The organism is Streptomyces sp. LZ34 (genome assembly GCF_053890475.1).
Genome location: NZ_CM132680.1, coordinates 2,638,015 through 2,662,568 on the forward strand (window position 1 = coordinate 2,638,015; position 24,554 = coordinate 2,662,568).

The 24,554-nt window shown below is 73.0% G+C and carries 20 protein-coding genes; 8 read left to right on the plus strand and 12 right to left on the minus strand.

Translation table 11 applies throughout. The annotated features are described in order from the left end of the window. The first annotated feature begins 390 nt into the window (after positions 1–390). Entirely contained in the window at positions 391–1,998 is a 1,608-nt protein-coding gene (locus tag ACWY4P_RS09550) for a penicillin-binding transpeptidase domain-containing protein (protein ID WP_456209910.1), read from the plus strand. Between the two features lie 47 nt (positions 1,999–2,045). On the opposite strand, the gene ACWY4P_RS09555 is transcribed toward ACWY4P_RS09550, so the two are convergent. Beyond that, positions 2,046–2,468, minus strand: a complete 423-nt coding sequence (locus ACWY4P_RS09555) for a hypothetical protein (RefSeq protein WP_456209911.1) — start codon at positions 2,466–2,468, stop codon at positions 2,046–2,048. Positions 2,469–2,733: 265 nt separating this feature from the next. On the opposite strand from ACWY4P_RS09555, the gene ACWY4P_RS09560 reads away from it, so the two are divergent. Both ACWY4P_RS09560 and ACWY4P_RS09565 read left to right on the plus strand, forming a co-directional pair. Further along, on the plus strand, positions 2,734–3,975 hold the full coding sequence (locus ACWY4P_RS09560; protein ID WP_456209912.1) for an ROK family transcriptional regulator: 1,242 nt from the start codon (positions 2,734–2,736) through the stop codon (positions 3,973–3,975). Between the two features lie 188 nt (positions 3,976–4,163). After that, the gene (locus ACWY4P_RS09565; RefSeq protein ID WP_456209913.1) at positions 4,164–7,103 is read left to right on the plus strand and encodes a glycoside hydrolase family 2 TIM barrel-domain containing protein; all 2,940 of its coding nucleotides are present in this window, start codon (positions 4,164–4,166) and stop codon (positions 7,101–7,103) included. Between the two features lie 99 nt (positions 7,104–7,202). Here the strand turns inward: ACWY4P_RS09565 and ACWY4P_RS09570 are convergent, their stop codons facing one another. Then, the gene (locus ACWY4P_RS09570) at positions 7,203–7,463 is read right to left on the minus strand and encodes a hypothetical protein (RefSeq protein ID WP_456209914.1); all 261 of its coding nucleotides are present in this window, start codon (positions 7,461–7,463) and stop codon (positions 7,203–7,205) included. A gap of 299 nt (positions 7,464–7,762) precedes the next feature. On the opposite strand from ACWY4P_RS09570, the gene ACWY4P_RS09575 reads away from it, so the two are divergent. Further along, positions 7,763–8,008 carry a hypothetical protein gene (locus ACWY4P_RS09575; RefSeq protein WP_456209915.1) on the plus strand — a complete coding sequence of 82 codons (246 nt, stop codon included), beginning with the start codon at positions 7,763–7,765 and terminating at the stop codon, positions 8,006–8,008. A gap of 165 nt (positions 8,009–8,173) precedes the next feature. Here ACWY4P_RS09575 and ACWY4P_RS09580 read toward each other — a convergent pair whose 3' ends face one another. The 5 genes from ACWY4P_RS09580 to ACWY4P_RS09600 form a co-directional block, all read right to left on the minus strand. Beyond that, a complete protein-coding gene (locus ACWY4P_RS09580) occupies positions 8,174–8,629 on the minus strand; it encodes a peroxiredoxin (RefSeq protein WP_456209916.1) in 456 nt (151 codons plus the stop codon). Between the two features lie 28 nt (positions 8,630–8,657). Then, the gene (locus tag ACWY4P_RS09585) at positions 8,658–10,889 is read right to left on the minus strand and encodes a hypothetical protein (RefSeq protein WP_456209917.1); all 2,232 of its coding nucleotides are present in this window, start codon (positions 10,887–10,889) and stop codon (positions 8,658–8,660) included. Positions 10,890–10,948: 59 nt separating this feature from the next. Continuing rightward, positions 10,949–11,779: a MerR family transcriptional regulator gene (locus ACWY4P_RS09590; protein ID WP_456209918.1), complete on the minus strand. Its 831-nt coding sequence runs from the start codon at positions 11,777–11,779 to the stop codon at positions 10,949–10,951. Between the two features lie 118 nt (positions 11,780–11,897). Next, positions 11,898–12,743 (minus strand): glycoside hydrolase family 16 protein, encoded by an 846-nt coding sequence (locus ACWY4P_RS09595; protein ID WP_456209919.1) that lies wholly within the window; start codon positions 12,741–12,743, stop codon positions 11,898–11,900. A 204-nt stretch (positions 12,744–12,947) separates the two neighbouring features. Next, positions 12,948–13,364 carry an ankyrin repeat domain-containing protein gene (locus ACWY4P_RS09600; RefSeq protein WP_456209920.1) on the minus strand — a complete coding sequence of 139 codons (417 nt, stop codon included), beginning with the start codon at positions 13,362–13,364 and terminating at the stop codon, positions 12,948–12,950. Between the two features lie 129 nt (positions 13,365–13,493). Here ACWY4P_RS09600 and ACWY4P_RS09605 point away from each other — a divergent pair, with 129 nt between their 5' ends. Together ACWY4P_RS09605 and ACWY4P_RS09610 are read left to right on the plus strand one after the other, a co-directional pair. Beyond that, positions 13,494–13,688, plus strand: a complete 195-nt coding sequence (locus tag ACWY4P_RS09605) for a hypothetical protein (RefSeq protein WP_319692928.1) — start codon at positions 13,494–13,496, stop codon at positions 13,686–13,688. 1 nt (position 13,689) lies between these two features. After that, positions 13,690–15,378 (plus strand): ATP-binding protein, encoded by a 1,689-nt coding sequence (locus ACWY4P_RS09610; RefSeq protein WP_456209921.1) that lies wholly within the window; start codon positions 13,690–13,692, stop codon positions 15,376–15,378. A gap of 37 nt (positions 15,379–15,415) precedes the next feature. Here the strand turns inward: ACWY4P_RS09610 and ACWY4P_RS09615 are convergent, their stop codons facing one another. After that, positions 15,416–16,936: an SCO1417 family PLP biosynthesis transcription factor gene (locus tag ACWY4P_RS09615; RefSeq protein ID WP_456209922.1), complete on the minus strand. Its 1,521-nt coding sequence runs from the start codon at positions 16,934–16,936 to the stop codon at positions 15,416–15,418. 273 nt (positions 16,937–17,209) lie between these two features. On the opposite strand from ACWY4P_RS09615, the gene yczE reads away from it, so the two are divergent. Further along, positions 17,210–17,881, plus strand: a complete 672-nt coding sequence (yczE, locus tag ACWY4P_RS09620; protein ID WP_456209923.1) for a membrane protein YczE — start codon at positions 17,210–17,212, stop codon at positions 17,879–17,881. A gap of 256 nt (positions 17,882–18,137) precedes the next feature. Next, positions 18,138–18,512: an RNA polymerase-binding protein RbpA gene (locus tag ACWY4P_RS09625; RefSeq protein WP_065966324.1), complete on the plus strand. Its 375-nt coding sequence runs from the start codon at positions 18,138–18,140 to the stop codon at positions 18,510–18,512. 109 nt (positions 18,513–18,621) lie between these two features. Here ACWY4P_RS09625 and fxsA read toward each other — a convergent pair whose 3' ends face one another. The 4 genes from fxsA to ACWY4P_RS09645 form a co-directional block, all read right to left on the minus strand. Further along, the gene (fxsA, locus tag ACWY4P_RS09630) at positions 18,622–19,176 is read right to left on the minus strand and encodes an FxsA family membrane protein (protein ID WP_456212867.1); all 555 of its coding nucleotides are present in this window, start codon (positions 19,174–19,176) and stop codon (positions 18,622–18,624) included. Between the two features lie 349 nt (positions 19,177–19,525). Beyond that, positions 19,526–20,248: a polyprenol monophosphomannose synthase gene (locus ACWY4P_RS09635; protein WP_456212868.1), complete on the minus strand. Its 723-nt coding sequence runs from the start codon at positions 20,246–20,248 to the stop codon at positions 19,526–19,528. 236 nt (positions 20,249–20,484) lie between these two features. Continuing rightward, positions 20,485–22,242, minus strand: coding sequence for an apolipoprotein N-acyltransferase (gene lnt, locus ACWY4P_RS09640; RefSeq protein WP_456212869.1), 1,758 nt, complete (start codon positions 22,240–22,242; stop codon positions 20,485–20,487). 645 nt (positions 22,243–22,887) lie between these two features. Further along, positions 22,888–24,537, minus strand: coding sequence for an amidohydrolase (locus ACWY4P_RS09645; RefSeq protein ID WP_456209924.1), 1,650 nt, complete (start codon positions 24,535–24,537; stop codon positions 22,888–22,890). Between the last annotated feature and the right edge of the window lie 17 nt (positions 24,538–24,554).

Genomic DNA, 24,554 nt, shown 5'->3' on the forward strand with positions numbered 1-24,554 from the left:
TGCCCGTACTCTAATCCCCATGCGTCCGACTCCTACTCACCACGAACCCGCTTTAATCACCACTTCCACCGACCAGGCGAACGAGGCGATCCGTGTGTTTCTGCGCGCGCGGGCCGGCCGGGCGCTGCGCCCGCAGGAGCGGGTCGAATACGGTCGGTTGCTCTCGGTCTACACCAGGGCGCTGCGGGGAGAGGTCGAGCAGGCGGCGTGAGCCGCTGCGGCGCGCCGGGGGGGCGCGTCGCGGGTCACGCCCTGCGCTTGTGGCCTGAACTACCCCTTGTGATGGGGTATCACCGTCCATAGGTTGTGAACTCGTTGTGCGTCCTGCCGCTTGACGCGGGGGTGGAGCGGCAGGGCGCCAGCCATCATGGGGGGGGATGGACCAAGGGCATGCGTGCAGCGGGAAGAGTCGTGCTCGGTGTGACAGCCGTCGCGGTCGTAGGCGTAGCGGGCCTCGGCGCGTACAACGTTTACACCGGGCTCACCGGAGGCAACCAGGGGCCGGGCCACGACGGCGCGGTGACCGCGTCCGAAGTGCGGGAGACCGCGCAGAAGTTTCTGGCCGCCTGGGCCGATCAGAACGATACGCGGGCCGCGCAGCTCACCAATGACGCCGAGTCCGCCATGGCCGCGCTGAGCGGCTACCGCAAGGACGGCCATGTGGCGAAGCTGACGCTCAAGGCGGGCCTGCCACACGGCACCCGGGTGCCGTTCGACGTCACGGCCAGCATCTCCTTCGAAGACGCCCACTCCACCTGGACGTACGCCTCGGAGCTGTCGGTGGTGCGGGGCAGGACGACGGGCAGACCGCTGGTCGACTGGACGCCCACCGTGCTGCACCCCAAGCTGACGGCCGAACGTCCGGCCCTGCGGACGGGCCCGGCCGAGTCGGTGTCGATCAAGGTGGTGGACCGGGACGGCAAGGAGCTGACGAAGGACCGCTATCCCTCGCTCGGCCCGGTGCTGACCGAACTCCGCACGAGGTACGGCGCCGCCACGGGCGCCGGCAGCCGGGTCGAGGTGTGGGCGGCCGGCGCGAGCGGCAAGCCCACCACGACGCTCCATGTGGTGTCCAAGGGCAAGCCGGGCACGCTGCACACGACGCTCGACGCACAGGTGCAGAGCCGTGCCGAGAAGGCGGTCGCCAAGCGTACGGGCGCCTCGGTGGTCGCGCTCAAGCCCAGCACGGGTGAGGTGCTGGCGGTCGCCAACTCCGACCGCGCCGAGTTCAGTCCGGCCTTACAAGGGGCCACCGCGCCCGGCTCGACATTCAAGATCGTCACTTCCGCGGCGCTGCTGGAGTCCGGCAAGGTCACACCCGGCCGCGCGGTGCCCTGCCCCAAGACCACCTCGTACCAGCAGGGAATGACCTTCCACAACGTCGAGGACAGCGAGAATCCGGCCGCCACCTTCGCCCAGGACTTCGCCGCCTCCTGCAACACCGCCTTTGTCTCGCTGGCCGGCGATCTGTCCGACGACGCGCTCGCGGACGAGGCGCGGGACGTGTTCGGGATCGGGCTCACCTGGCATGTGGGGGTGGAGACCTTCGACGGCTCGGTGCCCACGGGCAGCGGGGACGACAAGGCCGCCGCGCTGATCGGGCAGGGCCGGGTGCAGATGAACCCGCTCACCGTGGCCTCGGTCGCGGCCACCGCCCAGACGGGTGCGTTCCGGCAGCCCGTCATCGTGCCGCGGTCCCTGATCAAGGAGAAGACGGCGACGGCGGAGCGCGCTCTGAGCCCCACGGCCGTCCAGCAACTGAAGGGCATGATGCGGCTCACCGCCACCAGCGGCACGGCGGCGCGCGCGATGTCCGGGCTCACCGGGGACATCGGGGCGAAGACCGGCTCCGCCGAGATCGACGGGCAGCCGACCACGAACGCCTGGTTCACGGCCTACCGGAACGACATGGCAGCCGCCGCCGTGGTCGTCAAGGGCGGCCACGGCGGCGACGCGGCGGGTCCTGTCGTCAGGGACGTGCTCACCACCCACGGCTGACCCACCGCTGGACCTCGCGGAGGGGCTGACCGTGAGGGGGGCGCGGCCTACCTGACGTTGTTGATCGGCCAGTGGGTCACTGATATGGCGTCTCCGCAGTCTCCGGTGTCCGTGGTACCCCGGCACACCTTCAGCTGGCCGGTGGTGGTCAGCCCGTAGGGGCTCAGCCGAATGTTGACGGGAGAAACCCCGCCACCGCATTGGGATGCCTGTCTGGTGTAGGGGGTGACGACCCAGTCATGGATCCACCGGACCCAGACCGAAGTGCATTCGGTGCCCGTGTTCCGGAGTTCCCCCTCGATCACGAGATCTGTCCAGCCGTCGACCCGTTCGGTCCATCGGGTACCGGATGCGGTGGCCGAACCGTGGGTCGCCGACCACTCCACCGCGGCGACCGCCGCATTTCGGGGAGTGGCCGCCGCCGAGTTCGCCGAGACCGATAAGGCGGCGATGCCGACAGCGATGGTCACGAGGGCCTTGTTTCCTGACGTGAGCCTCACCTGAAATCACCTGCACTTCTGCCGGAGGTATGTGCGGTAGGTGCTGCCCTGCATATTTTGGCCCAGGCCATTCATATTTTGGTCAGGGATGTCCATATCCTGGTCCAGGACGTTTCGGCCGCTACGTCGTTCCGCTTCGTACAACGGTTGCGCGAAGGGGTTGTCCAGGTGTGGCGCGCGGCCTAATGTGGCGCCGCGTCATACGGGCCGCACCACCGAGCACGGAGGACCCGGCGTGAAGCGCACGTCCCGCGACATCCGCACCGAGAACCGCTACGAGGTGCTGCGCCACATCATCGCGGAATCCCCCGTCTCCCGGCAGCAGCTGGCCGCCGCGACCGGGCTGAGCCTGGCCACCGTCGCCACCCTCGTCGGCGAGCTGCTGGACTTCGGCATGCTGGTGGAGGGCGGATACGAGGACTCCGACGGCGGGCGGCCGCGCGGCCTGGTCGCCGTCAACGCCTCCGGCGGCGCGCTGATCGGCGTGGACGTGGCCGAGACCTACGTCCACGTCGAGCTGTTCGACCTGGCCCTGACCGTGCTGGCCCGCGCCGACGAGGAGCTGCGCCCCGGCGAACGGGACGCGGCGCGGGTCGTCGGGCGCATCGCCGCCGCCGTGGCCGGTGTCGTGGAGCGGTCAGCCGTCGCCGCGGACACGGTGCTGGGCGTCGGGGTCAGCATGCCGGGGCAGGTGGACCGGGAGGGCGGGGTCTCCGTCTACGCCGCCAACTGGAACTGGCACGACGTCCCGCTGCTGGACCTGCTGGCCGAACACCTCCCCTATCCGCTCCACCTCGACAACCCGCTGCGCGCCAGCACCGTCGCCGAGCAGTGGTTCGGCGCGGCGCGCGGCCGCGGCGACGCGATCGTGGTCAACCTGGGTACGGGGGTGGGGGCCGGGTTCACGCTGGGCGGCACGCTGCACCGGGGGGTGACCAACAGCGCCGGCGAGTGGGGGCACACCACCCTCGTCCTGGACGGACGGCTGTGCCACTGCGGCAACCACGGCTGCGTGGAGACATACGTGGGCGCCCCCGCCATCATGCGCAGCCTCCGTGAACTGAGCCCCGACAGCCCCCTGCTGCACCCGGACGACCAGACCGCCACCATCGAGGCGCTCGGCCGGGCGCTGGCCGACGGCGATCCGGTGGCCGCGCGGGTGGTCCGCGAGACCGCCCGCTATCTCGGCGCGGCCCTGGCCGACCTGGTCAACCTGCTCAACCCGGAGGTGATCGTGCTCAGCAGCTGGGTGGCGGCGGCGCTGGGCGAGCCGCTGCTGGCCGAGGTGCGCGAGGCGGTGGCGCGGCGCGCCCTGCGCCGCCCTTTCGCGAGCGTCGAGATCGTTCTGTGCCCGATCCCGTCCAACCCCGTGAGCCTCGGGGCCGCGACCTTCGCCCTGGAGGGCTCGCTCGCAACCATGAGATCGAAGCATCACCGCACCCCCGCCGCGAGCGGCGGCCGCGACAGCACGTCCTGACGCCCGGGCCTCCCTCCAGCAAGCGCTTGCAACAGACTTCGTCCAACCCCTTGCAAAAGTCTTTCGCCGCTCGTTAACGTCCCATGCTGGCGGCCCGGGACAAACGCCCGGGCCGGCGCGCTCGGGCCGCTGGGGCGCGTGCCGACCGATCGTCGTACCCCTCCCGCCATCGCCGACCGAGGAGACCGATGAGCACCACCCACGACGCCCAGCTCCCCTACTACGAGGACGTGTCCCCGGGCAGCGGAGGGCTGCCGCCCCGCGCCTGGACCGCCGGGTCCGACGCCGCGCGGCTGGGCCTGGGCGGCGACTGGGCCTTCCGGCTGTCGCCGACCGCCACCGCCGAGGACGAGTCCTTCGCCCGCCCCGACTACGACGCATCCGGCTGGGACACGGTCGCCGTGCCGGGCCACTGGGTGCTACAGGGCCACGGCGCGCCCATCTACACCAATGTGCTGTATCCGTTCCCGGTGGACCCGCCGCGGGTGCCCACCGAGAACCCGACCGGCGACCACCGCCGGATCTTCGACCTGCCCGAGGACTGGCCGGCCGACGGCGGCGCCGTGCTGCGGTTCGAGGGCGTGGAGTCCTGCGCCCGGGTCTGGCTCAACGGGCAGGAGCTGGGCGTCTTCAAGGGCAGCCGGCTGCCGCACGAGTTCGCGGTGGGCGAGCTGCTGCGGCCGAGCGGCAATGTGCTGGCCGTGCGCGTCCACCAGTGGTCCTCGGGCACTTACCTGGAGGACCAGGACCAGTGGTGGCTGCCCGGGATCTTCCGCGAGGTGACCCTACTGCACCGCCCGGCCGACGCGGTCACCGACTTCTTCGTACACGCCTCCTACGACCACGCCTCCGGCGAGGGCACGCTGCGGGTCGACGCCGAGCCCGGCGGCCGGGTCACCGTGCCGGAGCTGGGCCTCGACCTGGCCACCGGCGAGAGCGCGACCGTGGCCGTCGAGCCGTGGACGGCCGAGACGCCGCGCCTGTACGACGCGGAGCTGGCCACCGGCGGCGAGCGGGTGCGGCTGCGGGTGGGCTTCCGTACGGTCGTCGTCGAGGACGGCGTGATCAAGGTCAACGGCAGGCGGGTGCTGTTCCGCGGGGTCAACCGGCATGAGTTCCACCCCGAGGCCGGGCGCGCCGTGGACCTGGAGACCATGCGCCAGGACCTGGTGCTGATGAAGCGGCACAACATCAACGCCGTACGCACCAGCCACTATCCGCCGCACCCCGCCTTCCTCGACCTGTGCGACGAGCTGGGCCTGTGGGTGATCGACGAGTGCGACCTGGAGACCCACGGCTTCGTCGACCTCGGCTGGCGCGGCAACCCGGTCGACGACGACCGCTGGACCCCGGCCCTGGTGGACCGGGCCCGCCGGATGGTCGAGCGCGACAAGAACCACGCGTCGGTGGTGATGTGGTCGCTGGGCAACGAGTGCGGCACCGGCCGCGGGCTGACCGCCATGGCCGACTGGATCCGCGAGCGCGACTCCTCGCGCGTGATCCACTACGAGGGCGACATGTCCTGCGCCGACACGGACGTCTATTCGCGGATGTACGCCTCGCACGAGGAGGTCGACCAGATCGGCCGGCGCGTCGAGGCCCCCTGGGCAGACGCCGAGCTGGACGCCAAGCGCCGCGATCTCCCCTTCATCCTCTGCGAGTACGCGCACGCCATGGGCAACGGGCCGGGCGGACTCAGCGACTACCAGCGGCTGTTCGAGGCGCATGAGCGCTGCCAGGGCGGCTTCGTATGGGAGTGGATCGACCACGGCATCGCCAAGCGCACCCCCGAGGGCGAGCTCTTCTACGGGTACGGCGGGGACTTCGGCGAGGAGCTGCACGACGGCAACTTCGTCTGCGACGGGCTCCTCTTCCCCGACCGCACCCCCTCCCCCGGCCTGATCGAGTACAAGAAGGTCATCGAGCCGGTCCGGATCGAGGGCGACGGCGCGGCGGGCACGGTCCGCGTCACCAACACCCACGACTTCGCCGACCTCACCCATCTGGCGTTCTCCTGGGCCTACGAGGCCGAGGGCGTGGAGGTCGGCGGCGGCGAGCTGGCGGTCCCGCCGCTGGCCCCGGGCGAGTCCGCCGACCTCAAGCTCCCCGAACGGCCCGCGACAGGCGCTGACGGCGAGGCGCTGTGGACCGTACGGGCGCGGCTCGCGGCCGACACCGCGTGGGCGTCGGCGGGCCACGAGGTGGCCTGGGGCCAGCTCCCGGCCGCCGCCCCGACCGCCTCGTCTGCCTCGTCTGCCACGGATGCCGCTGTCGCGCCGCGCCGCGAGGACGGCGCGATCGTGCTGGGCCCGGGCAGCTTCGACCCGGCCACCGGCGCGCTGGTCTCCCTCGGCGGCCTCGCGGTCACCGGCCCCCGCCTCGACGTGTGGCGCGCCCCCACCGACAACGACAACGGCGCGTCCTGGCAGCCCGACGAGCGCTACGGCCTGATCTGGCGCCAACTCGGCCTGCACCGCCTCCACCACCGCGTCGACGCCGTGGAGGTGGCGGACGACGCCCTGACGGTCCGCACCCGCGTCGCCCCCGCGGCCACCGACGTCGGCCTGGAGGCCGTCTACCGCTGGACCGCCGACCCCGCCGCCGCTGCCACCCCGGGCCGACTGCGCCTGGCCGTCTCCGTCACCCCCCTGGGCGAGTGGACCTGCCCGCTGCCGCGCCTGGGCCTGCGGCTCGGCGTCCCCGCGACGCTGGGCCGGGCCGAGTGGTTCGGCGGCGGCCCCGGCGAGGCGTACCCGGACACCCGTGCCGCCTCCCGGATCGGCCGGTGGGCGCTGTCCGTCGACGACATGCAGACGCCGTACGTCAGGCCGCAGGAGAACGGGGCCCGGGCGGACGTCCGGTGGGCCCGGCTGACCGATGACGACGGCACCGGGATCGCGGTGGAGGGCGCGCCGCCGTTCTGGTTCACGGCACGGCGGTGGACCACGGAGCAGCTGGACGCGGCCGAGCACACGCCGGACCTGTCCGCGTCGGCGGACACGGTGTGGGTGAACCTCGACCACGGGCAGCAGGGCATCGGCAGCCAGTCGTGCGGGCCCGGGGTGCTTCCCCAGTACCGCCTCGACGCCGGGCCCGCCGAGTTCTCCTTCACCTTCTCGCGTCTTTAGAAGGGAGTTCGCGGTGGATCTGCGCCGACGACACGCCGACGCCACGGCGTGTCCGTGACGCAGATCCACCGCGAACGCGGGCGTTGGACGCGGGCGTGCTCAGGAACCGCGCCGCACCAGCAGGCCGCCCAGCGCGGTGCGCCGGTGCAGCACCGCGCGCCCGGCGCGGACCGTGGTGATCAGGCCGGCGCCGCGCACCCCGGGTTGCCGCGGGCCGGGGTGGACTGGACGGCCACCATGACGCATGCCCACATGGGCGCGCCCGCGCGCCCCGTCCGGCATCCGGTGCTGCTGTACAGCCCGGGCGGCGGCGACCCGCGCGGCCTGGGCACGGCGGTCGCCGAGGAGTTGGCGAGCCACGGCTTCGCGGTGGTGACGGTCGACCACCCCGGGGACGCCTGCGCGGTCGAGTTCCCCCGCGCGATGACCGGACGGGACATGGTCCGCCCGACCGTCTTCCGCGGGGATCCCCGGACGGACCCGGCGACCTTCCGTACCATGATCACCACCCGGATCGCGGACATCCGTTTCGTACTGGGTCAGTTGGCGGCGCTGGCGAGCGGGCGGAACCCGGACGCGGCGGGGCGCCCGCTACCGGAAGACCTCGGCCGGGCGCTGGATCCGCGGCGGGTGGGGGTGTACGGCGCCGGGACGAGGACATGCGGCGTTCCTGGGCGGCCCTGCTCTCCCACCCCGGCGATCGCATCGAGCGGAGGGAGCTGCGCGACGCCATGCACTGGGTGTTCACCGACTACGCCGCCATCGCGCCCCAGTTGCAGACCGCCGGGCTGATGACCGCGGAGGCCCGGGCCGCGCTGGTGGGCACGGCTGATCCGGCTCGCTCGGTGCCCGCCGTGCGCGGCCCCGTGCGGGGGTTCTTCGCCCGGCACCTGCCGGCACGCTGAATCAACGGATCACCCCGGCCGGGACCAGGCGCTGGGCGCGGCCTTACGCCGGGGGCAAGCGCTTGCTGGAGGAGTTGCCAAGGGGTCGAACGCCCGGGGCGCGCGGGTCATTACCCACGCGCCTCTGGACTCCTGCGCGCCTCGCTACGCCGTCGTACGCCCCGCTTACGCCGCCCTGTTCCGCAGCGCCTCGAGCGCCTTGTCCGCGTGCACGCTCATCCGGAACTCGCTTTTGACGATCTCCAGCACCCGCCGGTCGGTGTCGATCACAAAGGTGACCCGCTTGGTGGGGACGGCCGCTATGCCGCGCTTGACCCCGAACCGCTCCCGTACGGTCCCCTCCGGATCGGACAGCAGCGGATAGCCGAAGGAGTGCGTACGGGCGAACTCCGCCTGCTTGTCCACCGAGTCCGCGCTCACCCCGACCGGCTGGGCGCCGAGCGCCTTGAACTCCCCCGCGATGTCCCGGAAGTGACAGGCCTCCTTCGTGCAGCCGGGCGTGAAGGCCGCGGGATAGAAGAACAGCACCACAGGGCCGTTCTCGAGCAGCCCGCTCAGCGTGCGGGCGGCGCCGCTCTCATCCGGCAGTTCGAAGTCCTCGACGACATCACCGATATCCATGGCCCGAGGCTACTCGGCGGCCGGAGACCTACTCGCCCAGGGCGGCCCTCAGGGCAGCCGTGCGTCGCTGGTCGGTGCGGATCCGGTTCAGGTCGTACAGGCGCAGGGGCGGGCGGCGTTCGGCGGTCAGCGACTCGCGCAGCGGGTCCACGGCGGCCTCGGGGAGGCTGCCGCCGCCGAGGTCGCGCAGCAGGTCGAGCGCCGTCTGGGGGTCACGGGCGTAGTCGACGGTCACGAGCAGCGCGTCGGTCAGCTCCTCGCGCTCGACCACCCCCTCGGGCCCCACGGCCCCCGGGATGGCCAGCAGGGCGCGTACGGCGGGCAGGAAGGTGTCCAGGGACTCCAGCAGCGGCGCGATCCGCTCGGCCAGGGGCGCGGCGGCCGCGCCCAGCCGGGCGGCCACGCGGACCGCCGAGGCTCGGGGCGCCGCGTATTGGGTCTCCAGGCCCTGGGCCACGACCGGGATCAGCTCGTCCGCCGCCGATTCGCCGGCGATCGCCAGGATGGCGGACGCGGCCGTCAGACAGTCGCCCAGGCCCCACCCGTCACCCTCGCCGGGGGCCAGCAGCTCGCGCAGGCGGGGCAGCAGCGGCTCGGCGGCCGGGCCGAGCCGCCCGGCCCGGCCCACCGCGGCGCGCTTGCTGTAGAGGATGTCGTCGAGGCCGGGGCGGACCGCCTCGACCAGCTGCGCGGTGTCACCGGTGAGCCGGTGCAGGGCCTCGGCGGTGGGCATGCGGTCGTAGACGGAGGCGCCTTCGGCGGCGGCGCGCAGTCGTTCTTCGGCCTCGGCGGCGGCCTCGGTGCCCGCCGCGGCGGCGGCCACCGCGCCCGGGGCGTGCTGACGCTCCTTGGTCAGCAGGGAGTACAGCTCCGGGAGGGCGGAGGCGGCCTGCGGGCCCCAGGAGGCCAGCAGGGTGCACAGGTACCGGGGCGCGCTGTAGTTCCGGCGGTCCGGATGGCGGATCAGGTCGCGGGCGGCGTCCAGGAGCTGCGGGTCGAAGGGCACCGACGGCTCGTCGTGGCGGCTCCAGGGCGAGGTGCCTATGGCGGTCTCCAGGGCCTCCTTGCGGCGCGGCAGATCGCGGGCGAGCAGCGGCACGGCCCTGGGGTCGCCGAGGTCGACGAGCGCTCCCAGGGCATTGTCGGCGACCTCCTCCGCGTCCTCGGCGTCGAACTTGTCCTCCGCCTCGGCGACCCTCTCGCCCGAGGCGTGGGTCAGCAGCGCGTCGGCGGCGGGCCGGCCCTCGTCCCCCAGGCGCCGCAGCTGGCCGACGGCCCGCCCGGCCACGACCAGGTCCTGATGTGTCACCAGGGACGCCAGGCGCGGGGCCAGCAGCGCCGGGGCGGCGCGGAACTCCGCGCACAGCGGCTCGATGGCGCCCAGCGCCCGGCGGCCGCGCAGGCCGGCGCCGGGGCCCTCCGCGGCCAGGACCACGTCCAGCAGACGGAGGGCCACCGGGAGCTCTCCGCGGTCGGCGAGCAGTTGGAGGAGGAGCTCGAAGGACTCGTCGTCGGGGTCGGTGTCCTTCCAGTCGCCGGAGTCCGCGTCGAACCACCGCTCGACCGGTTCGAGCTCGCCGCCGCCCAGCGCCCACGCGGTGGCGGCGGCCTCCAGCTCGTCCGTCCAGGAGGCCCCGTCCCGCACCAGGTTGAGGGCGGCCACGAGCCGGATCTCGGGGTCCCGGTCGGGGTCGAGTTCGCCCGCGCTGAGCTCCGCCGCGACGTCCGGGTCGGCGATCCGGCAGGCCGACAGCAGGGCGGAGCGCAGCGCGGGGTCGGACTCCTGCGCCCAGCGGGCCCGTATCGCCTCGGCGCTCTCGGAGGACCGGCCGGACAGCAGGACGATACGGATCAGCCAGCGCTTGATGTCCTCGTCGTCGTGCGAGAGGAGGGGCAGCAGCAGCGGCACCTGCGCGGCGACGGCGGCCGTGAGTTCGTCCTGGTCGTTGCGGGGCTGGTCCTCCCCGTTGGCGACGCTGTGCAGGAGTTCGAGCAGCGTCTCCTGGTGGATCCCGGCCGCGCAGGCCCGGGCCAGGTACGGGATGACCCGCACGGTCGCGCGGTAGGCGGGGACGCGGGCGCGCAGCGCACCCCAGAAGGACGCGAGCGCCTCCTCGCGGACGTTTTCGTTGTCCGCCGAGACCAGGGCGCGCAGCGTGCCGGCCGGGTCGGCGGCGGTGCCGCGGGAGAAGCCGATGGTGGGCCAGTCCTCGTCGTCCAGGCCGGCGAGGATCGTTTCCGGGTCGTGCTGTGCCGTCATGCCTGCGATCTTGGCATGTCCCGGAGGCCCGGCCCGAACGGGCCTCCGGGGCACGGGCCTCAGCCGCTGTGGACGATGGGTTCCTGGAGCTCGGTCACCCACTGGGTGCGGTCCTCGGGGCAGTCCAGGGAGACTTCGCGCGGGTATCCCGTCGAGCGGTAGCCGTTGGCGTCGATCCAATGGGCCAGCGCCTGGGAGGTGGACACCACTTCGCCCTCCATGGGGCCGCGGTGCACGATGGTGGCGGCGCGCTCGACGCCGGGCAGGTGGACGATCCGGACGTCCTCGCCGACGCTCACCTGCGCGCCGACCGGCAGCCCGGCGTGGACCGTGATCGCCCCGCCGCCCTCGGGGGCGTCCTCGTAGTAGGCGAGCCCGGGGCCGGTGGGGGTCACGCCCGCGGCGTCCAGCAGTCCGCACAGCCGGCCGAAGAGGGGGCCGATGACGGGCCCGATGTCCTGCGGTTCGAAGCTCGCCGCGGTGGCGCTCAGCTCGGCCAGGCGGAGCGGCGGCAGACTCTTGATCACAATGTCTTCGGTGGGCATGCGTCCCTCGTTCTCAATGGTCCGGAGCCTCGCCTCGACCTGGGCCAGCCGGGCCACCGCCTCCGCGACGGCCGATTCCAGCTCCGCCCGGCGCAGCCGCAGCATCCCGCGCAGCTCCTCGGTGCCGATGTCGTCGTCGAGGAGCGCCTTGACCTGGTGGAGGCTGAAGCCCAGGTCCTTGAGCGCGATGACGCGGTTGAGCCGTGCGAGCTGACCGGCCTTGTAGTAGCGGTAGCCGCTGGTCGGGTCGGTGTGGACGGGGCGCAGCAGCCCGATGGCGTCGTAGTGGCGCAGCATGCGGACCGACACACGTCCGTGCTTGGCGAACTCTCCGATGGTGAACATGACGCCTTCCAGTGCAGGCCCTCACACAGTGAGAGGGTCAAGCGTACGGAGGCGAAACGCGTCGGCGCCCGGCCACGACCGGGCGCCGATGTCACCATGTCACCTTGTCACCGCGTCGTCAGTTGCCGCCGGTGACCTTGACGTAGTCGACCACCAGTTGCTGCGGGAAGGTGGTCGAGCCGTCCGGATCGCCGGGCCAGTAGCCGCCGACCGCGAGGTTGAGAATGATGTAGAAGCCGTGGTCGAACACCCAGCGGTTGCCGTTCAGATCGGCCGGGGTGCGGGTCTGGTAGACGTTGCCGTCCACGGACCAGGTGATCTTGTTGGGCGACCAGTCGACCGCGAAGGTGTGGAAGCCGTCGGCGAACTTCTGCCCGTTCGGCAGGGTGTAGCCGGCGCCTATGCCGCCCGAGCCGGAGTAGCCGGGGCCGTGGATGGTGCCGTGCACGGTGCTGGGCTCGAATCCGACGTTCTCCATGACGTCGATCTCGCCGCAGTTGGGCCATCCGGCGCTGCCGATGTCGTTGCCGAGCATCCAGAAGGCGGGCCACATGCCCTGCCCCCGGGGCACCTTGATCCGGGCCTCCACATGTCCGTACGCGGTGGTGAAGGTGCGCGCGGTGGAGAGCCGGGCCGAGGTGTACTCGCACCGGCCGTACCAGCAGTTGTAGTTGGCCGGGTTCTCCTTGCGGGCGGTGATGACCAGGTTGCCCTGGCCGTCGAGCGCCGCGTTCTTGGTGCCGTCCGTGTAGTACTGGCGCTCGTGGTTGTTGACGTTGTCGCCGGTCTCGTAGCCCCATTTGGAGCCGTCGACGGCGCCGCCCGCCGGGCCGTCGAAGTTGTCGGTGAAGGTGGCGGCGACGGCCGGCGGGGCGGCGTCGGCTGCCGGGGCCGGCCAGGGGGCGGCGGCGAGGGCGGCCGCCGCGAGCAGGCCGGTCATGGCGATGCGCAGAGTTTTCCTCATGAAGCGATGGCCTTCCTGTGTGGGGGAACGGGCGCGCGAGGCGGCCCGTGGGGAAGGGTGCGCGGTGAGGACATCATGCCGAGCCTTGTTCAAGGCATGTCAATAGTCTGGACCATTCGCGTCAAAGAAGTTGAGGCATTTCGCCGTCCGCACCACCCGCGGCGGACAGAAGTCGAACGGGCCACAGCGGCCCGGGACGTCAGCTCATTCCGCCACACCGAACAGGGTGAGCAGATCCCGCCGCCCGAACATGCGCGCCGCCTCGACGGCCGAGGGCGAGCCCGCCCGCGGGTCGGCGCCACCGGCCAGCAGCACCCGGAGCACCTCCCCCTCGCCCTTGAACGTGGCGCCGGCGATGGGCGTCTGGCCGCCTTCGCTGGGACGGTTGGGGTCGGCCCCCCGGTGCAGCAGTGCGGAGACCGTCGCGGCGTGCCCGTGGCAGGCCGCGAGCATGAGGAGCGAATCCCCCTTGTCGTCGGTGAGGCTGACCGGGACGCCCGCGTCCACGTAGGCGGCGAGCGTGTCGGTGTCCCCGTGCCGGGCCAGATCGAAGACCTTGGCGGCGAGCTGCAGCACCTCCGGGTCGTGGGCCGGCTCGGCCTCGCGGTTCTGGTCGCTCATGGCGTCTCGCCTCCGGCTTCTGAGTGATTACACCGATAATCCACCCATTTGCACCTTTTGCCGAGTGGGTACTTGGCGTGACCCTGGAAGGACTCATGGTGACCGTCCCCCACCAGCCAGGAGACCGTGATGATCCTGTCCATTTCCGGCGTCGTACTGCTCGGTGTCGTCGTCTTCGTGTTCTTCCGCAAGGACGGCCTCAAGGCGTCGCACGCCATCATCTGCGCCCTTTTCGGCTTCTATCTCGCGAGCACCGCGATCGCTCCGAGCATCAGGGCCGGTGGCACCAGCCTGGCCAACCTGCTGGGCGGGATCAAGTTCTGACGTGCGCCGACGACCGCTCCCCCGTGTCCTCAGCGCCGGCGGCCCGCTCGCCCGCGCCCGCGGGTTCGCCCGCGGCGGCAAGCTGACCCGCGGCGGCAAACCGGCCCGCGGCACCAAGCTGGCCCGCGCCCGCGGCTTCGCCCGGGCCGCCGGCGACGGCGCCGCCGATGTGCTGCATCCGCTGATCGCGCTCTGCCGCGGGCTGCGCGCCATGGCCGCCGGCGGGCGGCGCAGATGGGCGCAGACCCCGAAGGAGCGCCGCGGCCCGGCGCTCTTCCTGATGGCCACCTGCGTGGTGGGCATCGCCCTCCTGCCGTACGGCCCGACACTGTCGGCCGTGAGCCTGATGGGGGCCGCGTTCTGGGCCGGGCGGAAGGGCCCAGTGAGGGATCCGGGGCCCGGCGAGGCCGGCCGGGAGCGCCTGCTGATCCTGTACGAGGCCCTGGTGCCGTACTTCTCCGCCCCTGAGGACCCCAGCCCGCTGTACGCGCACGGCGGTGAGTGGTCGAGCGCCTTCGGCTCCTTCGAGTTCGACGAGAGCGGGCGGCTGACCCGGCTGAAGCTGCGCTACCCCGCGTACTTCACCGACGGCGACGCGGAGTCCCGCGCCCGCGTCGAGCGGCTGCTGTACGCCAAGTCGGGGCGCGGCCGGGAGTACTTCTTCGAGTGGGACGAGGAGGCCAACCATCTGACGCTGACGGTGCTGCCCGCCCTGTCCACCGCGATCGGCGCGCAGCACTTTGTGACCACGCCCGGCGAGACCGTGCTCGGCTTCACCGACGCCTCCTCGGTGCAGCGCACGCTGCCCGTCACGGAGGCGGCCGACGACCCGGCGGAGGAGGTACGGCGGGACGCCCCGCCGGTGGTGTGGCGCACCGGGCCGCGGTCGACGGAGCCGCATCTGCTGGCCCTCGGCCCGCCCGGGAGCGGCACCACGACCCTGCTGCGGTCCATCGCGCTCCAGGCGCTGTGCCACGGTCAGGTGCTGGTGGTGGACGGCAGCGGCACCGGCGAGTACGCGTTCCTGGGCGGCCGGGCCGGGGTGCTGGGCGTCGAGTGCGGGCTCGCCGGGACGCTGGCGACGCTGGAGTGGGCGGCACACGAGACGGAGCGGCGGCTGATCGCGGCGAACCGGGCCCGCCAGACGGGCCACCCGCCGCCACAGGACATCCGCCGCCCGCTGTGGCTCGTCCTCGACCGGCCGACGGTGCTCAGCCAGCTCGCCGCGGCCGAGGGCCGCCGCGACCCGCAGGAACTGCTCCAGGTGCCGCTGCGGCACGGGCGGGCGGCCCAGGTGCGGGTGGTGGTGGCCGACCACCTCGACGCCGCGGACGCGCTGAGCGAGGTCGTACAGTCCCACACCCGGGCCCGTGTGGTGCTGGGGCCCGGCTCCGACGAACAGATCCGGGCCGTACTCGGCGCCCCGCCGCACACCACACCGACCCCCGAGGTGCCCCCGGGCCGGGGCTATGTACGGCTCGGCGCCGGCCCGGTGCACCGACTGCAGGTGCCGGCCACCCCCGACCCGTACGACGAGGCGACGAGCGAGGCGCAGCGGCAGGCGGTCCTCGGGCTGCTGCCGGAACCGGAGCTGCCGCGGGAGGCGGCCGCGGCCCCGGGCCCGGCCGAGGCCGCGGGGCGGGTCGACATGGTGAAGGCCGGGCCCGCGGGGAGCCCGGCGGAGGGCTAGGCCGTCCGGGCGCCCCTCAAGGCGCGCCGCAGCCGGTTCAGGCCACGTAGCTGCGCGGCACCTGGGACTCGACCGCGGCGCCGGTCGCGACCAGCTCCGCCGCGGCGGCGAGGCAGGCGGCGGCCTTCTCGGCGACCGCGCCGCCCACGGTGAACGGAAGCCGTACGTACCCCTCGAAGACGCCGTCGACCCCGAAGCGGGGGCCCGAGGGGACCCGTACGCCCAGCCGCTCGCCCGTCTCCGCGATCCGTGACCCGGACAGGCCGCCGGTGCGGGCCCAGAGGGTGAGCCCGCCGTGCGGCACGGCGAACTCCCAGTCGGGGAGGTGGCGGCGGACGGCGGCGACGAGCGCGTCGCGGTTCTCCCGCGCCTGCGCCCGGCGCAGCTCGATCGCCTCGTCCCAGCCGCCGGTGGCCAGCAGCCAGCCCACCGCCAGCTGTTCGACGACCGGGGTGCCCATGTCCGCGTAGGCGCGGGCCGCGACCAGGCTGCGGATGACGTCGGGGGCGGCGCGCACCCAGCCGATGCGCAGCCCGGCCCAGAAGGACTTGCTCGCCGAGCCGACGGTGACGACCGTGCTGCCCCCGGGGTCGAGCGCGGCGACCGGACGGGGCAGCTCCACCTCCTCGTCCAGACGCAGTTCGGCCATGGTCTCGTCGACGACGAGCACGGTCCCGGCCGAGCGCGCCGCGTCGACGAGCTGTCTGCGCTGCTCGTCGGTGGCCAGCGAGCCGAGGGGGTTGTGGAAGTCGGCGACGACATAGGCCATGCGCGGCGCGGCGTCGCGCAGCGTCTGCCGCCAGGCCGGCAGGTCCCAGCCCGCGAGCCCGGGGGCCATGGCCACGGGCACCAGCCGGGTGCCTGCCTCCCGCAGCAGCTGGAGGATGTTCGCGTACGAGGGCGACTCGACGGCGACCCGTTCGCCGTGGCGGACGAACAGCCGGCTGATGGCGGCCACGGCGCCCATGGCCCCGGTGGTGACCATGATCTGCTCGGGCATGGTCGGTATGCCGCGGGCGGTGTAGCGGTCGGCGAGGGCCTGGCGCAGCGCGGGCAGCCCGGCCGGGTAGTCGCCGTGCGTGTGGGCGTACGGCGGGAGCTCCTCCAGGGCGCCGCGCATGGCGCGGGTCAGCCAGGGCTCGGGCGCGGGCAGGGCCGCATGGCCCAGATCGATCACGGAGCTCGCGGCCTCGGGCGGCAGCGGGTCGAGCCCGCGGGTGGGCAGCGGGCTCCCGGCGGGCATCGCGGTCCAGCTGCCGGACCCGCGCCGCGATTCCAGGAAGCCCTCCTGGCGCAGCGCCTCGTAGGCGGCGGCCACGGTGGTCCGGCTGACCCCCAGGGCCGCCGCCAGCTCGCGCTCGGCGGGCAGCCGCGCCGCGACCGGGACCCGGCCTTCGAGGACGAGCAGCCGTACGCGATCGGCGAGCGAACGGTAGGCGGGTACGCGCCGGCCGCCCGTCACCGAGACGATCGCCGCGGCCTCGGCGTCGCGCGTGTGCTCCGGCCCGAGCAGGCGAGCCAACTGGGATGCCCCCACCGCGGATGTCCACGGACTCATCGTCTGCGGTCCACCTTTCCGGAATTGGCCATGGAACTGGACTGGTCTTGGGCTACAGAGTGACATGCCATAGTCCACCGCCTCCACCGGCCAGGCCACTTCAGCCTCTTGGAGCCTTCTTTGTCCGTGCCACCCGTGCCACCCGTGCCACCCGTGCCGTCCGCGTCGTCGTCCGAGCCCGAGCCCCCGTCGTCCCCATCGCCGCCATCAGCGTCGCCACCGTTTCCCGGTCCCCGGCTCGCGCGTCGCCTGGTCCATCTCTACGCCGGGCTGGTGCTGTACGGCGTCAGCATGGCGCTCCAGCTGCGCGCCGGACTCGGGCTCGACCCCTGGGACGTCTTCCACCAGGGCATCGCCGGACACACCTCGCTGTCCTTCGGAACGGTGACCATCGTGGTCGGTGCCGCCGTACTGCTGCTGTGGATCCCGCTGCGCCAGCGCCCCGGGCTGGGCACGGTGTCCAATGTGGCGGTGATCGGCCTAGTGGTGGACATCACACTATGGCTGATTCCGGAGCTTCACGCCCTGACACTGAGGATCCCCCTGCTGGTGTTCTCGGTGGTCCTCAACGGCGCGGCGACCGGCCTCTACATCTCGGCGCGCTTCGGGCCGGGCCCGCGGGACGGGCTGATGACCGGGCTGCACCGGCGCACCGGGCGCTCGGTGCGGCTGATGAGGACCGCGATCGAGGTGACGGTACTGGCGGTGGGCTTCGTGTTGGGCGGATCCGTGGGGGTCGGCACGGTGCTGTACGCGCTGTCCATCGGACCGCTCGCGCAGTACTTCCTGCGCTTCTTCGCGCTTCCCTCGCCCGCCGGCGAGCACTCGCCGGTCATCGCGCAGGGCAACCACCCACAGGCAACACAGATAACGCAGACAACACAAACGACACAGAAAACGCGGGCAACGCAGACAACACGGACATCGATTCATGACCGGATTTAGCCCTCGCGGGCATGGAGCGGTAGTGTACGCCCTCGGCCTACCAGGCGGACCGTTACTGCGCGCTAAAGTACCAGAAACACTGGGTGACATGTGCTGCCAGATGTGACAAACCGGGCGCCTGTGGGTAGAACAACGGGGCGGCACGACGGGCGACGCATGTCCCAGTACGGGAATCTTCACCGCCGACCGGACGTTGACCGGATGACGACGACAGCGACACCTGTCCTGTGGGCGACAAGCCCGGGAGGCACGATTCATGAGTGAGCGAGCTCTCCGCGGCACGCGACTCGTGGTGACCAGCTACGAGACCGACCGCGGCATCGATCTGGCCCCGCGCCAGGCGGTGGAGTACGCATGCCAGAACGGACATCGATTCGAGATGCCGTTCTCGGTAGAGGCGGAGATCCCGCCGGAGTGGGAGTGTAAGGCCTGTGGTGCCGTGGCACTCCTGGTGGACGGCGATGGTCCTGAGGAGAAGAAGGGCAAGCCCGCGCGCACACATTGGGACATGCTCATGGAGCGACGCACCCGCGAGGAGCTCGAGGAGGTGCTGGCCGAGCGGCTGGCCGTACTGCGCTCCGGCGCCATGAACATCGCTGTGCATCCGCGCGACACCCGTAAGTCCGCCTGATCACACGACAACACCGACAGCGACAACATCAAGGGCCGGGGCCACTGCCGAGCAGTGGCCCCGGCCCTTGTCGACCTTCGTAACGGGACCGGACCGGGACGGGAGCGCGTCAGCCCCTGGGCGCCGAGTGCGGGCCCTCGTCGTCCGCTATGACCTCGCCCTGGATGACCTTGCCATCGGGGTGGCGCATCCGCTCCTGGCCGTGGCCCGGCGCGAAGCCGCCGCCCATCGGCCCCGGGACATATCCGACCCGGCGCCTGAGCATCGCCTCCGCGCGGCCGCGCAGCAGCGCGCGCGTCGGCGGGAACAGACACACCAGCGCGGCCACGTCCGAGACCAGGCCGGGGATCATCAGCAGCAGCCCACCGAGCATCGTGAAGCTGCTGCCCGTCCCCGCCGCCGGGTCCTGCGGCGCGGCGCCCGGCTGCATGGACCGGGAGAGGTTCTGCCAGGCCCGGCGGCCGGCCCGCTTGATCACGGCCGCGCCGACCACCACACCGGCGAGCAACAGCGACAAGACCGTGAACCCGCCGGCGGCCTCCGCCACCACGGTCAGCAGCCAGATCTCGAGCACCAGCCAGGCCGCGATACCCAGCGGCAGGAAGGTGCGGGCGCGCGAGCGCTTCGGACGGGTCGGGTCGGTCTGCTGCGACGGGCCGGTCATCATGCTCCAAGTGTGCCCGGACCGGCGGCGCGGCCGGGCCCCGGGGGCCAAAGATCTCTGCGGAGAGATCCGGGCCACGGCCAGGCCCTGTCCGGGCGATCTTCGTGGCTGTGACATCAGCGGCTGGCGCCGCGGGGCCCGCGGCGTCTGGTGAGGGGGCACCTCCCGGCCGAAGGCTGGGGGAGCATCGCAAGGCGGAGGGTCGTCCTCGTACCGGGCCGCTGCGGCCGATATGCCGCTGACGCGGCGTGGCGGACGATCCCGACAACGCGGCCGGGGGCGCCTCCCAGCGGTAGCTGGGGGCGCGGTGCCAGGCGTCGCGGGCCCGCGAAGATCGCCCGGACAGGGCCTACGAGGGGTCGCGCCCCAGCAGCTTGTTCGCCCGGGAGCTCACGCCCCAGGTGGCGACCCGCCAGAACGCCTCGGTGACGATGTCGCGGTTCATCTTGCTGTCGCCCCGCTCACGTTCGATGAACGTCACGGGGACCTCGATGACGTGGAAGCCCGCCTTGACCGCGCGCCAGGCCATGTCGATCTGGAAGCAGTAGCCCTGAGAGGCGACGGCGTCCATGCCGAGGCCCTCCAGGGTCTCCTTGCGGAAGGCGCGAAAGCCGGCCGTCACATCGCGGATCGGCACATCCAGCAGGATCCGGGAGTAGGTGCTGGCGCCGCGCGAGAGGTACTCCCGCCGCTTGGGCCAGTTGACGATGCGGCCGCCGGGCACCCAGCGCGAGCCGATCACCAGGTCGGCGCCCTTGAGCGCGGTCAGCAGCCGGGGCAGCTCCTCCGGCTGGTGCGAGCCGTCGGCGTCCATCTCGACCAGCACGCCGTAGCCGTGCTCGATGCCCCAGCGGAATCCGGCGAGGTAGGCGGCGCCCAGGCCCTCCTTGCCCTTGCGGTGCAACACCCGGACATGATCGTCCTCGGCCGCGATCTCGTCCGCGACCTTGCCGGTGCCGTCCGGGCTGTTGTCATCGGCGACGAGCACATGGGCCTCGGGCACGGATTCCCGTACCCGGGCGACGATCGGCTTGATGTTCTCCGCCTCGTTATAGGTCGGGATGATCACCAGGACCTTGCCGAGCGGACCGTACTTCCGCCGCCCGCCGTCACCATCGGTCCCGGCGCCGTCCTGCTCGCTTCTCCGCCCGCGAGGCGAATCCGCGGCGTCCGAGGTGTGGCGCGGCTCGTCGGCCTCGCGTGCGTCGCTCACCGCATCATTTTGCTCGCTTCTCCGCCCGCGAGGCGAATCTGCGGCGTCCGAGGTGTGGCGCGGCTCGTCGGCCTCGCGTGCGTCGCTCACGGTGTTTACTGCCCTTTCTCGTCCGTACGTCCCCGACGGCCAATCACGATCGCGGCCGCGCAGGAGAGAACGCCCACCATAGCGAGCACCCACTCGGGGGTCGCACCGACGCGGTCGGCGACAGTGGTGCCATCGCGCAGCGGGACGCGCGCGGTGAGCACATCTTGCGTGAATTCTTTCGTCCGCTGCTCGATCGTGCCATCGGGGGCGACGACCGCGCTGATGCCGCTGGTGGCCGCGGTGACCACCGCGCGGCCGTGCTCGATGGCCCGCAGCCGGCCCATGGCCAGCTGCTGTTCGGGCTGGCCGGTACGGCCGTACGTGGCGTTGTTGGTCTGGACGACGATCATGCGGGCGCCCGCGTTGACCGTGTCACGGACGATCCCGTCGTACGCGACCTCGAAGCAGATCACATCGCCCAGCCGGGCCGGGCCGACCTTCAGCACACCGCTGTGGTGGCCGGGGTAGAAGTCGCGCGGGACACGCTGGAACCGGGTGATGAACTTGGAGAGCTGCTCGCGGAAGGGGACGTACTCGCCGAAGGGCACCGGGTGCTGCTTGGTGTAGGAGGCGCCGGGGCCGGTCGTGGGGTCCCAGACGATGCCCTGGTTCAGTACGTAGCCCTGCTTGGTGGGGTGGTCGACCAGCGCGCCGACGAGGACGGGCACGTCGATGGCCTTCACGGCCTCGTCGATCCGCGCGTACGCCTCCCGATACTGGAAGGGGTCGAGGTCGGAGGCGTTTTCCGGCCAAATCACCAGGTCGGGCTTTTTGATCCGGCCGGCCTTCACATCCTTGGCCAGATCGAGCGTGGCGTTGACGTGATTGTTGAGGATCTTCATGGGGCGGCCCAGGAAGTCCATACCGGGCTTCTGGACGTTGCCCTGGACGATCGCGATGTCCACGGCGTCGTCGGCGCCCGTGGGAATGGGCACGGCGAGCCCGGCCACGGTCACGGCCGCGGCCACGGCGACCGACCCGCCGGCCGCCAGCGCGGCGCGCGGCCGCGGGGCGCCGCCACGCATGCCGTACAGGGACAGGGCCGCGGCGGCCAGCAGCGTGCCCGTCAGGGCGACGGCGAAGCTGACCAGCGGCGCGCCGCCGAGCGCGGCGAGCGGCGTGTAGGGCGACCCGGTGTTGGCGAAGGCCAGCCGGCCCCAGGTGAAACCGCCGAACGGCACCCGGCCGCGGGCCCACTCCTCGGCGATCCACAGGCAGGCCGCCCACAGGGGGCGCAGCCAGGACACCGGAAGCCGGGAGGTCAGGGCGAGGGCCGCGCCCAGCGGAAGGAAGTAGAGCGCTTGCAGGATCGCGAGGCCCACCGTCGCGTCCCAGCCGACGACATGCAGCCACTTCAGCAGGAGCACAAAGAACGGCAGCGCCATCGCGAAGCCGGTCCAGGCACCCTGGCGGGCCGTGCGGCCGTGGGTGAGCAGGCTCAGGGCCGCCACGGAGACCAGCGACAGCGGCCACAGCCCGTACGGCGGGAAGGCGAGGCCGAGCGCGAGGCCGAATACGGCCGCGACGGCGCTGCGGGGCGCCTCGCGGCGGGCGAGCCGGGCCAGGCGGCGCATCCGGCCGGGGCGGCCCGCTTCGGTGCGGCCCGCTTCGGTGCGGCCCTCTTCACGACGGCTCGCTTCGGGGCTGTCCAACTCGGCGGCCGACTCGGGGCGGCCCGGCTCCGGGCCGTCCCGCTCGGGGCGTGCCGCGGCCGGGGACGCGGCATCGCGCGCCGGGGCGTCGGTGTCGGCCGCGGCAGGCACCGCGGCGGACTCCGGCCGCTCCCCCGGTCGGTCTTCGGCCGCGCCCCGGGAGCCGGTCTCGGCGTTGGTTTCGGTACCCGAATGCACGTGCTGCCTTCCTGCAAGTCGTGCGGTGGTGAGGTGACCGTATAACGCGGGGCTCGAATGTGTGTCCCGAGGTGCGGAACGCTCAGGCGGACAGCGGGGTTCCCAAGCCGTCACGAGGGCGCCATGAACGCGCCACGCGGGCGTCGTGAGTGCGTCATGAGTGCGGATCGGGGCCCGGCGCCCTTCGGGCCGGCCTGGGACCCGCTGGCTGCGGGTCGACCGAGAGCCGTTGTCTACTGAGCGTCCGGGCCCCTCCCGGGTCGCACCTGCCGACCCGGCGATCCCTCCCTCGCCCCCGTGCGCTGGACCTGGCTCCCAGCGGCGGCGCGCTGGACCAGCGCGCCACCCCATGGCCCAGCGGCGTTCGACGACTGCGTGGAGATTCCCCGGTCGGACGTCCTGTGGTGGACACGGCCGAACCTACCGGCCGCCGCCCGCACCCTGTCAACACCGGCATGACCTGCGTCGTTTCCCCAAATGAGCAGGTCAGTACGGACTGCGTTCAGCTGCCGCGACAAGCCGCGGGAGCATCGTTCGGCGGTACGGCACGGCCGTGCGTCACTCGTCCGGCCGGAGGTACACGGTCCGCCCGGCGACCACCGTGCGCACGCAGACGGGGAGTTGGCCGCCGGGCGTGAGGTCGGGCAGCCCCGGCGTCCCCGAGCGCGGGTCGGTCGACCAGTCGGCGACGCGGGTGTCGGGCACCTGTACGACAAGCTCCCCGGTGCGCCAGACCGCGTAGTCGGCGGGCGCACCGGGCACCAGGACGCCCGCGTCGTCACGCCCGATCGCCCGCCAGCCGCCGCGGGTGTGCGCGGTGAAGGCGGCGCGGGCGGAGACGCGGTGCTCGGGGGTGCGGTGGAAGGCGGCGGCGCGGACGGTGCCCCAGGGGTCGAGCGGGGTGACCGGGCTGTCGGAGCCGAGCGCCAGGGGCACGCCGGCGCGCAGCAGCGCGGCGAAGGGGTTGAGGGTGCGGGCCCGATCCGGGCCGAGCCGCTGCGCGTACATGCCCGTCTCGCCGCCCCAGGCGGCGTCGAAGGCGGGCTGGACGGAGGCGGTGAGGCCGAGTTCGGCGAAGGCGGCGATGGCGTCGGGGGCGAGCATCTCGGCGTGCTCGACGCGGTGGCGGGCGGCGCGGACGCGGGCGAGGCCGACCTTGTCGGCGGCCGCCCGTACGCCCTCCACGACGGTGGTCACGGCGGCGTCGCCGATGGCGTGGAAGCCGGCCTGAAGCCCGGCCTCGGTGCAGGCGATGACATGGGCGGCGACGGCGGCCACGTCCAGGTGGGCGGTGCCGGTGTGCGACGCGTCGGCGTACGGCTCGTGCAGATGCGCGGTGTGCGAGCCGAGGGAGCCGTCGACGAAGAGGTCGCCCGCCGCTCCGAGGGCGCCGAGGTCGCGCACCTTGTCCAGGTCGGCGGCGCTCGCGGCGGCCTCGGCCCAGTAGCCGAAGACGCGCGGGCCCGGCTCCTCGGCGGCCAGCCGCAGCAGCCCGGCGAGGTCGTCCTCGGCGGAGATGTCGGGGCCCGCGCACTCGTGGACCGAGCCGATGCCGAGGGAGGCGGCGCGGGCGAGGGCGGCGCGCTGGGCGGCGGCGCGCTGCCGGGGGGTCACCCCGGCGCGGGCGGCGGCGCGCACGGCGTGGTGGGCGGCGCCGGTCAGCGGGGCGTCAGCGCTGACGGCGTGGTTTCCGGCCGGTCCGGCGAGGCCCGGGACCAGGTCGAGCATGGCGGTGGTGACGACGGCGGAGTGCACATCGATGCGGGTGAGGTAGAGCGGGCGGCCGCCGGCGGCCTCGTCGAGCTCGGCGCGCGTGGGGGGCCGCCCCTCGGGCCAGCCGCTGGCGTCCCAGCCGTGACCGAGGAGGATCCGGTCGTCGGGGTGGGCGTGGGCGTGCGCGCGCACGCGGCCGAGCGCGTCCGCGAGCGTGCGGGCGCCCGCGAGGTCGAGGCCGGTGAGGGCGAGGCCGGTGGCGGTGGTGTGCACATGCGCGTCGGTGAACGCGGGGGTGACCAGCGCCCCCTCGAGGTGGACGACCTCGTCCACGCCGTCGGCGAAGCTGTCCGCGGCGCCCTCCGAGCCGACCCAGGCGACGGTGCCCCGCTCGACCACCATGGCGGTGGCGAACGGGTCGGCGGGGCTGTGGACCTCGCCGCCGCGCAGCAGAACGGTGCGGCCTTCGGCCTGGGCGGGTGTGGGGTCGTTCACGGCGGGCTGCCTCGCGG

Excerpts from the sequence above, each read along its gene's own strand:
- ACWY4P_RS09565 (WP_456209913.1), top strand. The coding sequence starts at position 4,164 with ATGAGCACCACCCACGACGCCCAGCTCCCCTACTACGAGGACGTGTCC.
- ACWY4P_RS09595 (WP_456209919.1), bottom strand. The coding sequence starts at position 12,743 with ATGAGGAAAACTCTGCGCATCGCCATGACCGGCCTGCTCGCGGCGGCC.
- ACWY4P_RS09600 (WP_456209920.1), bottom strand. The coding sequence starts at position 13,364 with ATGAGCGACCAGAACCGCGAGGCCGAGCCGGCCCACGACCCGGAGGTG.
- ACWY4P_RS09590 (WP_456209918.1), bottom strand. The coding sequence starts at position 11,779 with ATGTTCACCATCGGAGAGTTCGCCAAGCACGGACGTGTGTCGGTCCGC.
- ACWY4P_RS09605 (WP_319692928.1), top strand. The coding sequence starts at position 13,494 with ATGATCCTGTCCATTTCCGGCGTCGTACTGCTCGGTGTCGTCGTCTTC.
- ACWY4P_RS09575 (WP_456209915.1), top strand. The coding sequence starts at position 7,763 with ATGCGGCGTTCCTGGGCGGCCCTGCTCTCCCACCCCGGCGATCGCATC.
- ACWY4P_RS09550 (WP_456209910.1), top strand. The coding sequence starts at position 391 with ATGCGTGCAGCGGGAAGAGTCGTGCTCGGTGTGACAGCCGTCGCGGTC.
- ACWY4P_RS09580 (WP_456209916.1), bottom strand. The coding sequence starts at position 8,629 with ATGGATATCGGTGATGTCGTCGAGGACTTCGAACTGCCGGATGAGAGC.
- ACWY4P_RS09615 (WP_456209922.1), bottom strand. The coding sequence starts at position 16,936 with ATGAGTCCGTGGACATCCGCGGTGGGGGCATCCCAGTTGGCTCGCCTG.
- ACWY4P_RS09585 (WP_456209917.1), bottom strand. The coding sequence starts at position 10,889 with ATGACGGCACAGCACGACCCGGAAACGATCCTCGCCGGCCTGGACGAC.
- fxsA (WP_456212867.1), bottom strand. The coding sequence starts at position 19,176 with ATGACCGGCCCGTCGCAGCAGACCGACCCGACCCGTCCGAAGCGCTCG.
- ACWY4P_RS09625 (WP_065966324.1), top strand. The coding sequence starts at position 18,138 with ATGAGTGAGCGAGCTCTCCGCGGCACGCGACTCGTGGTGACCAGCTAC.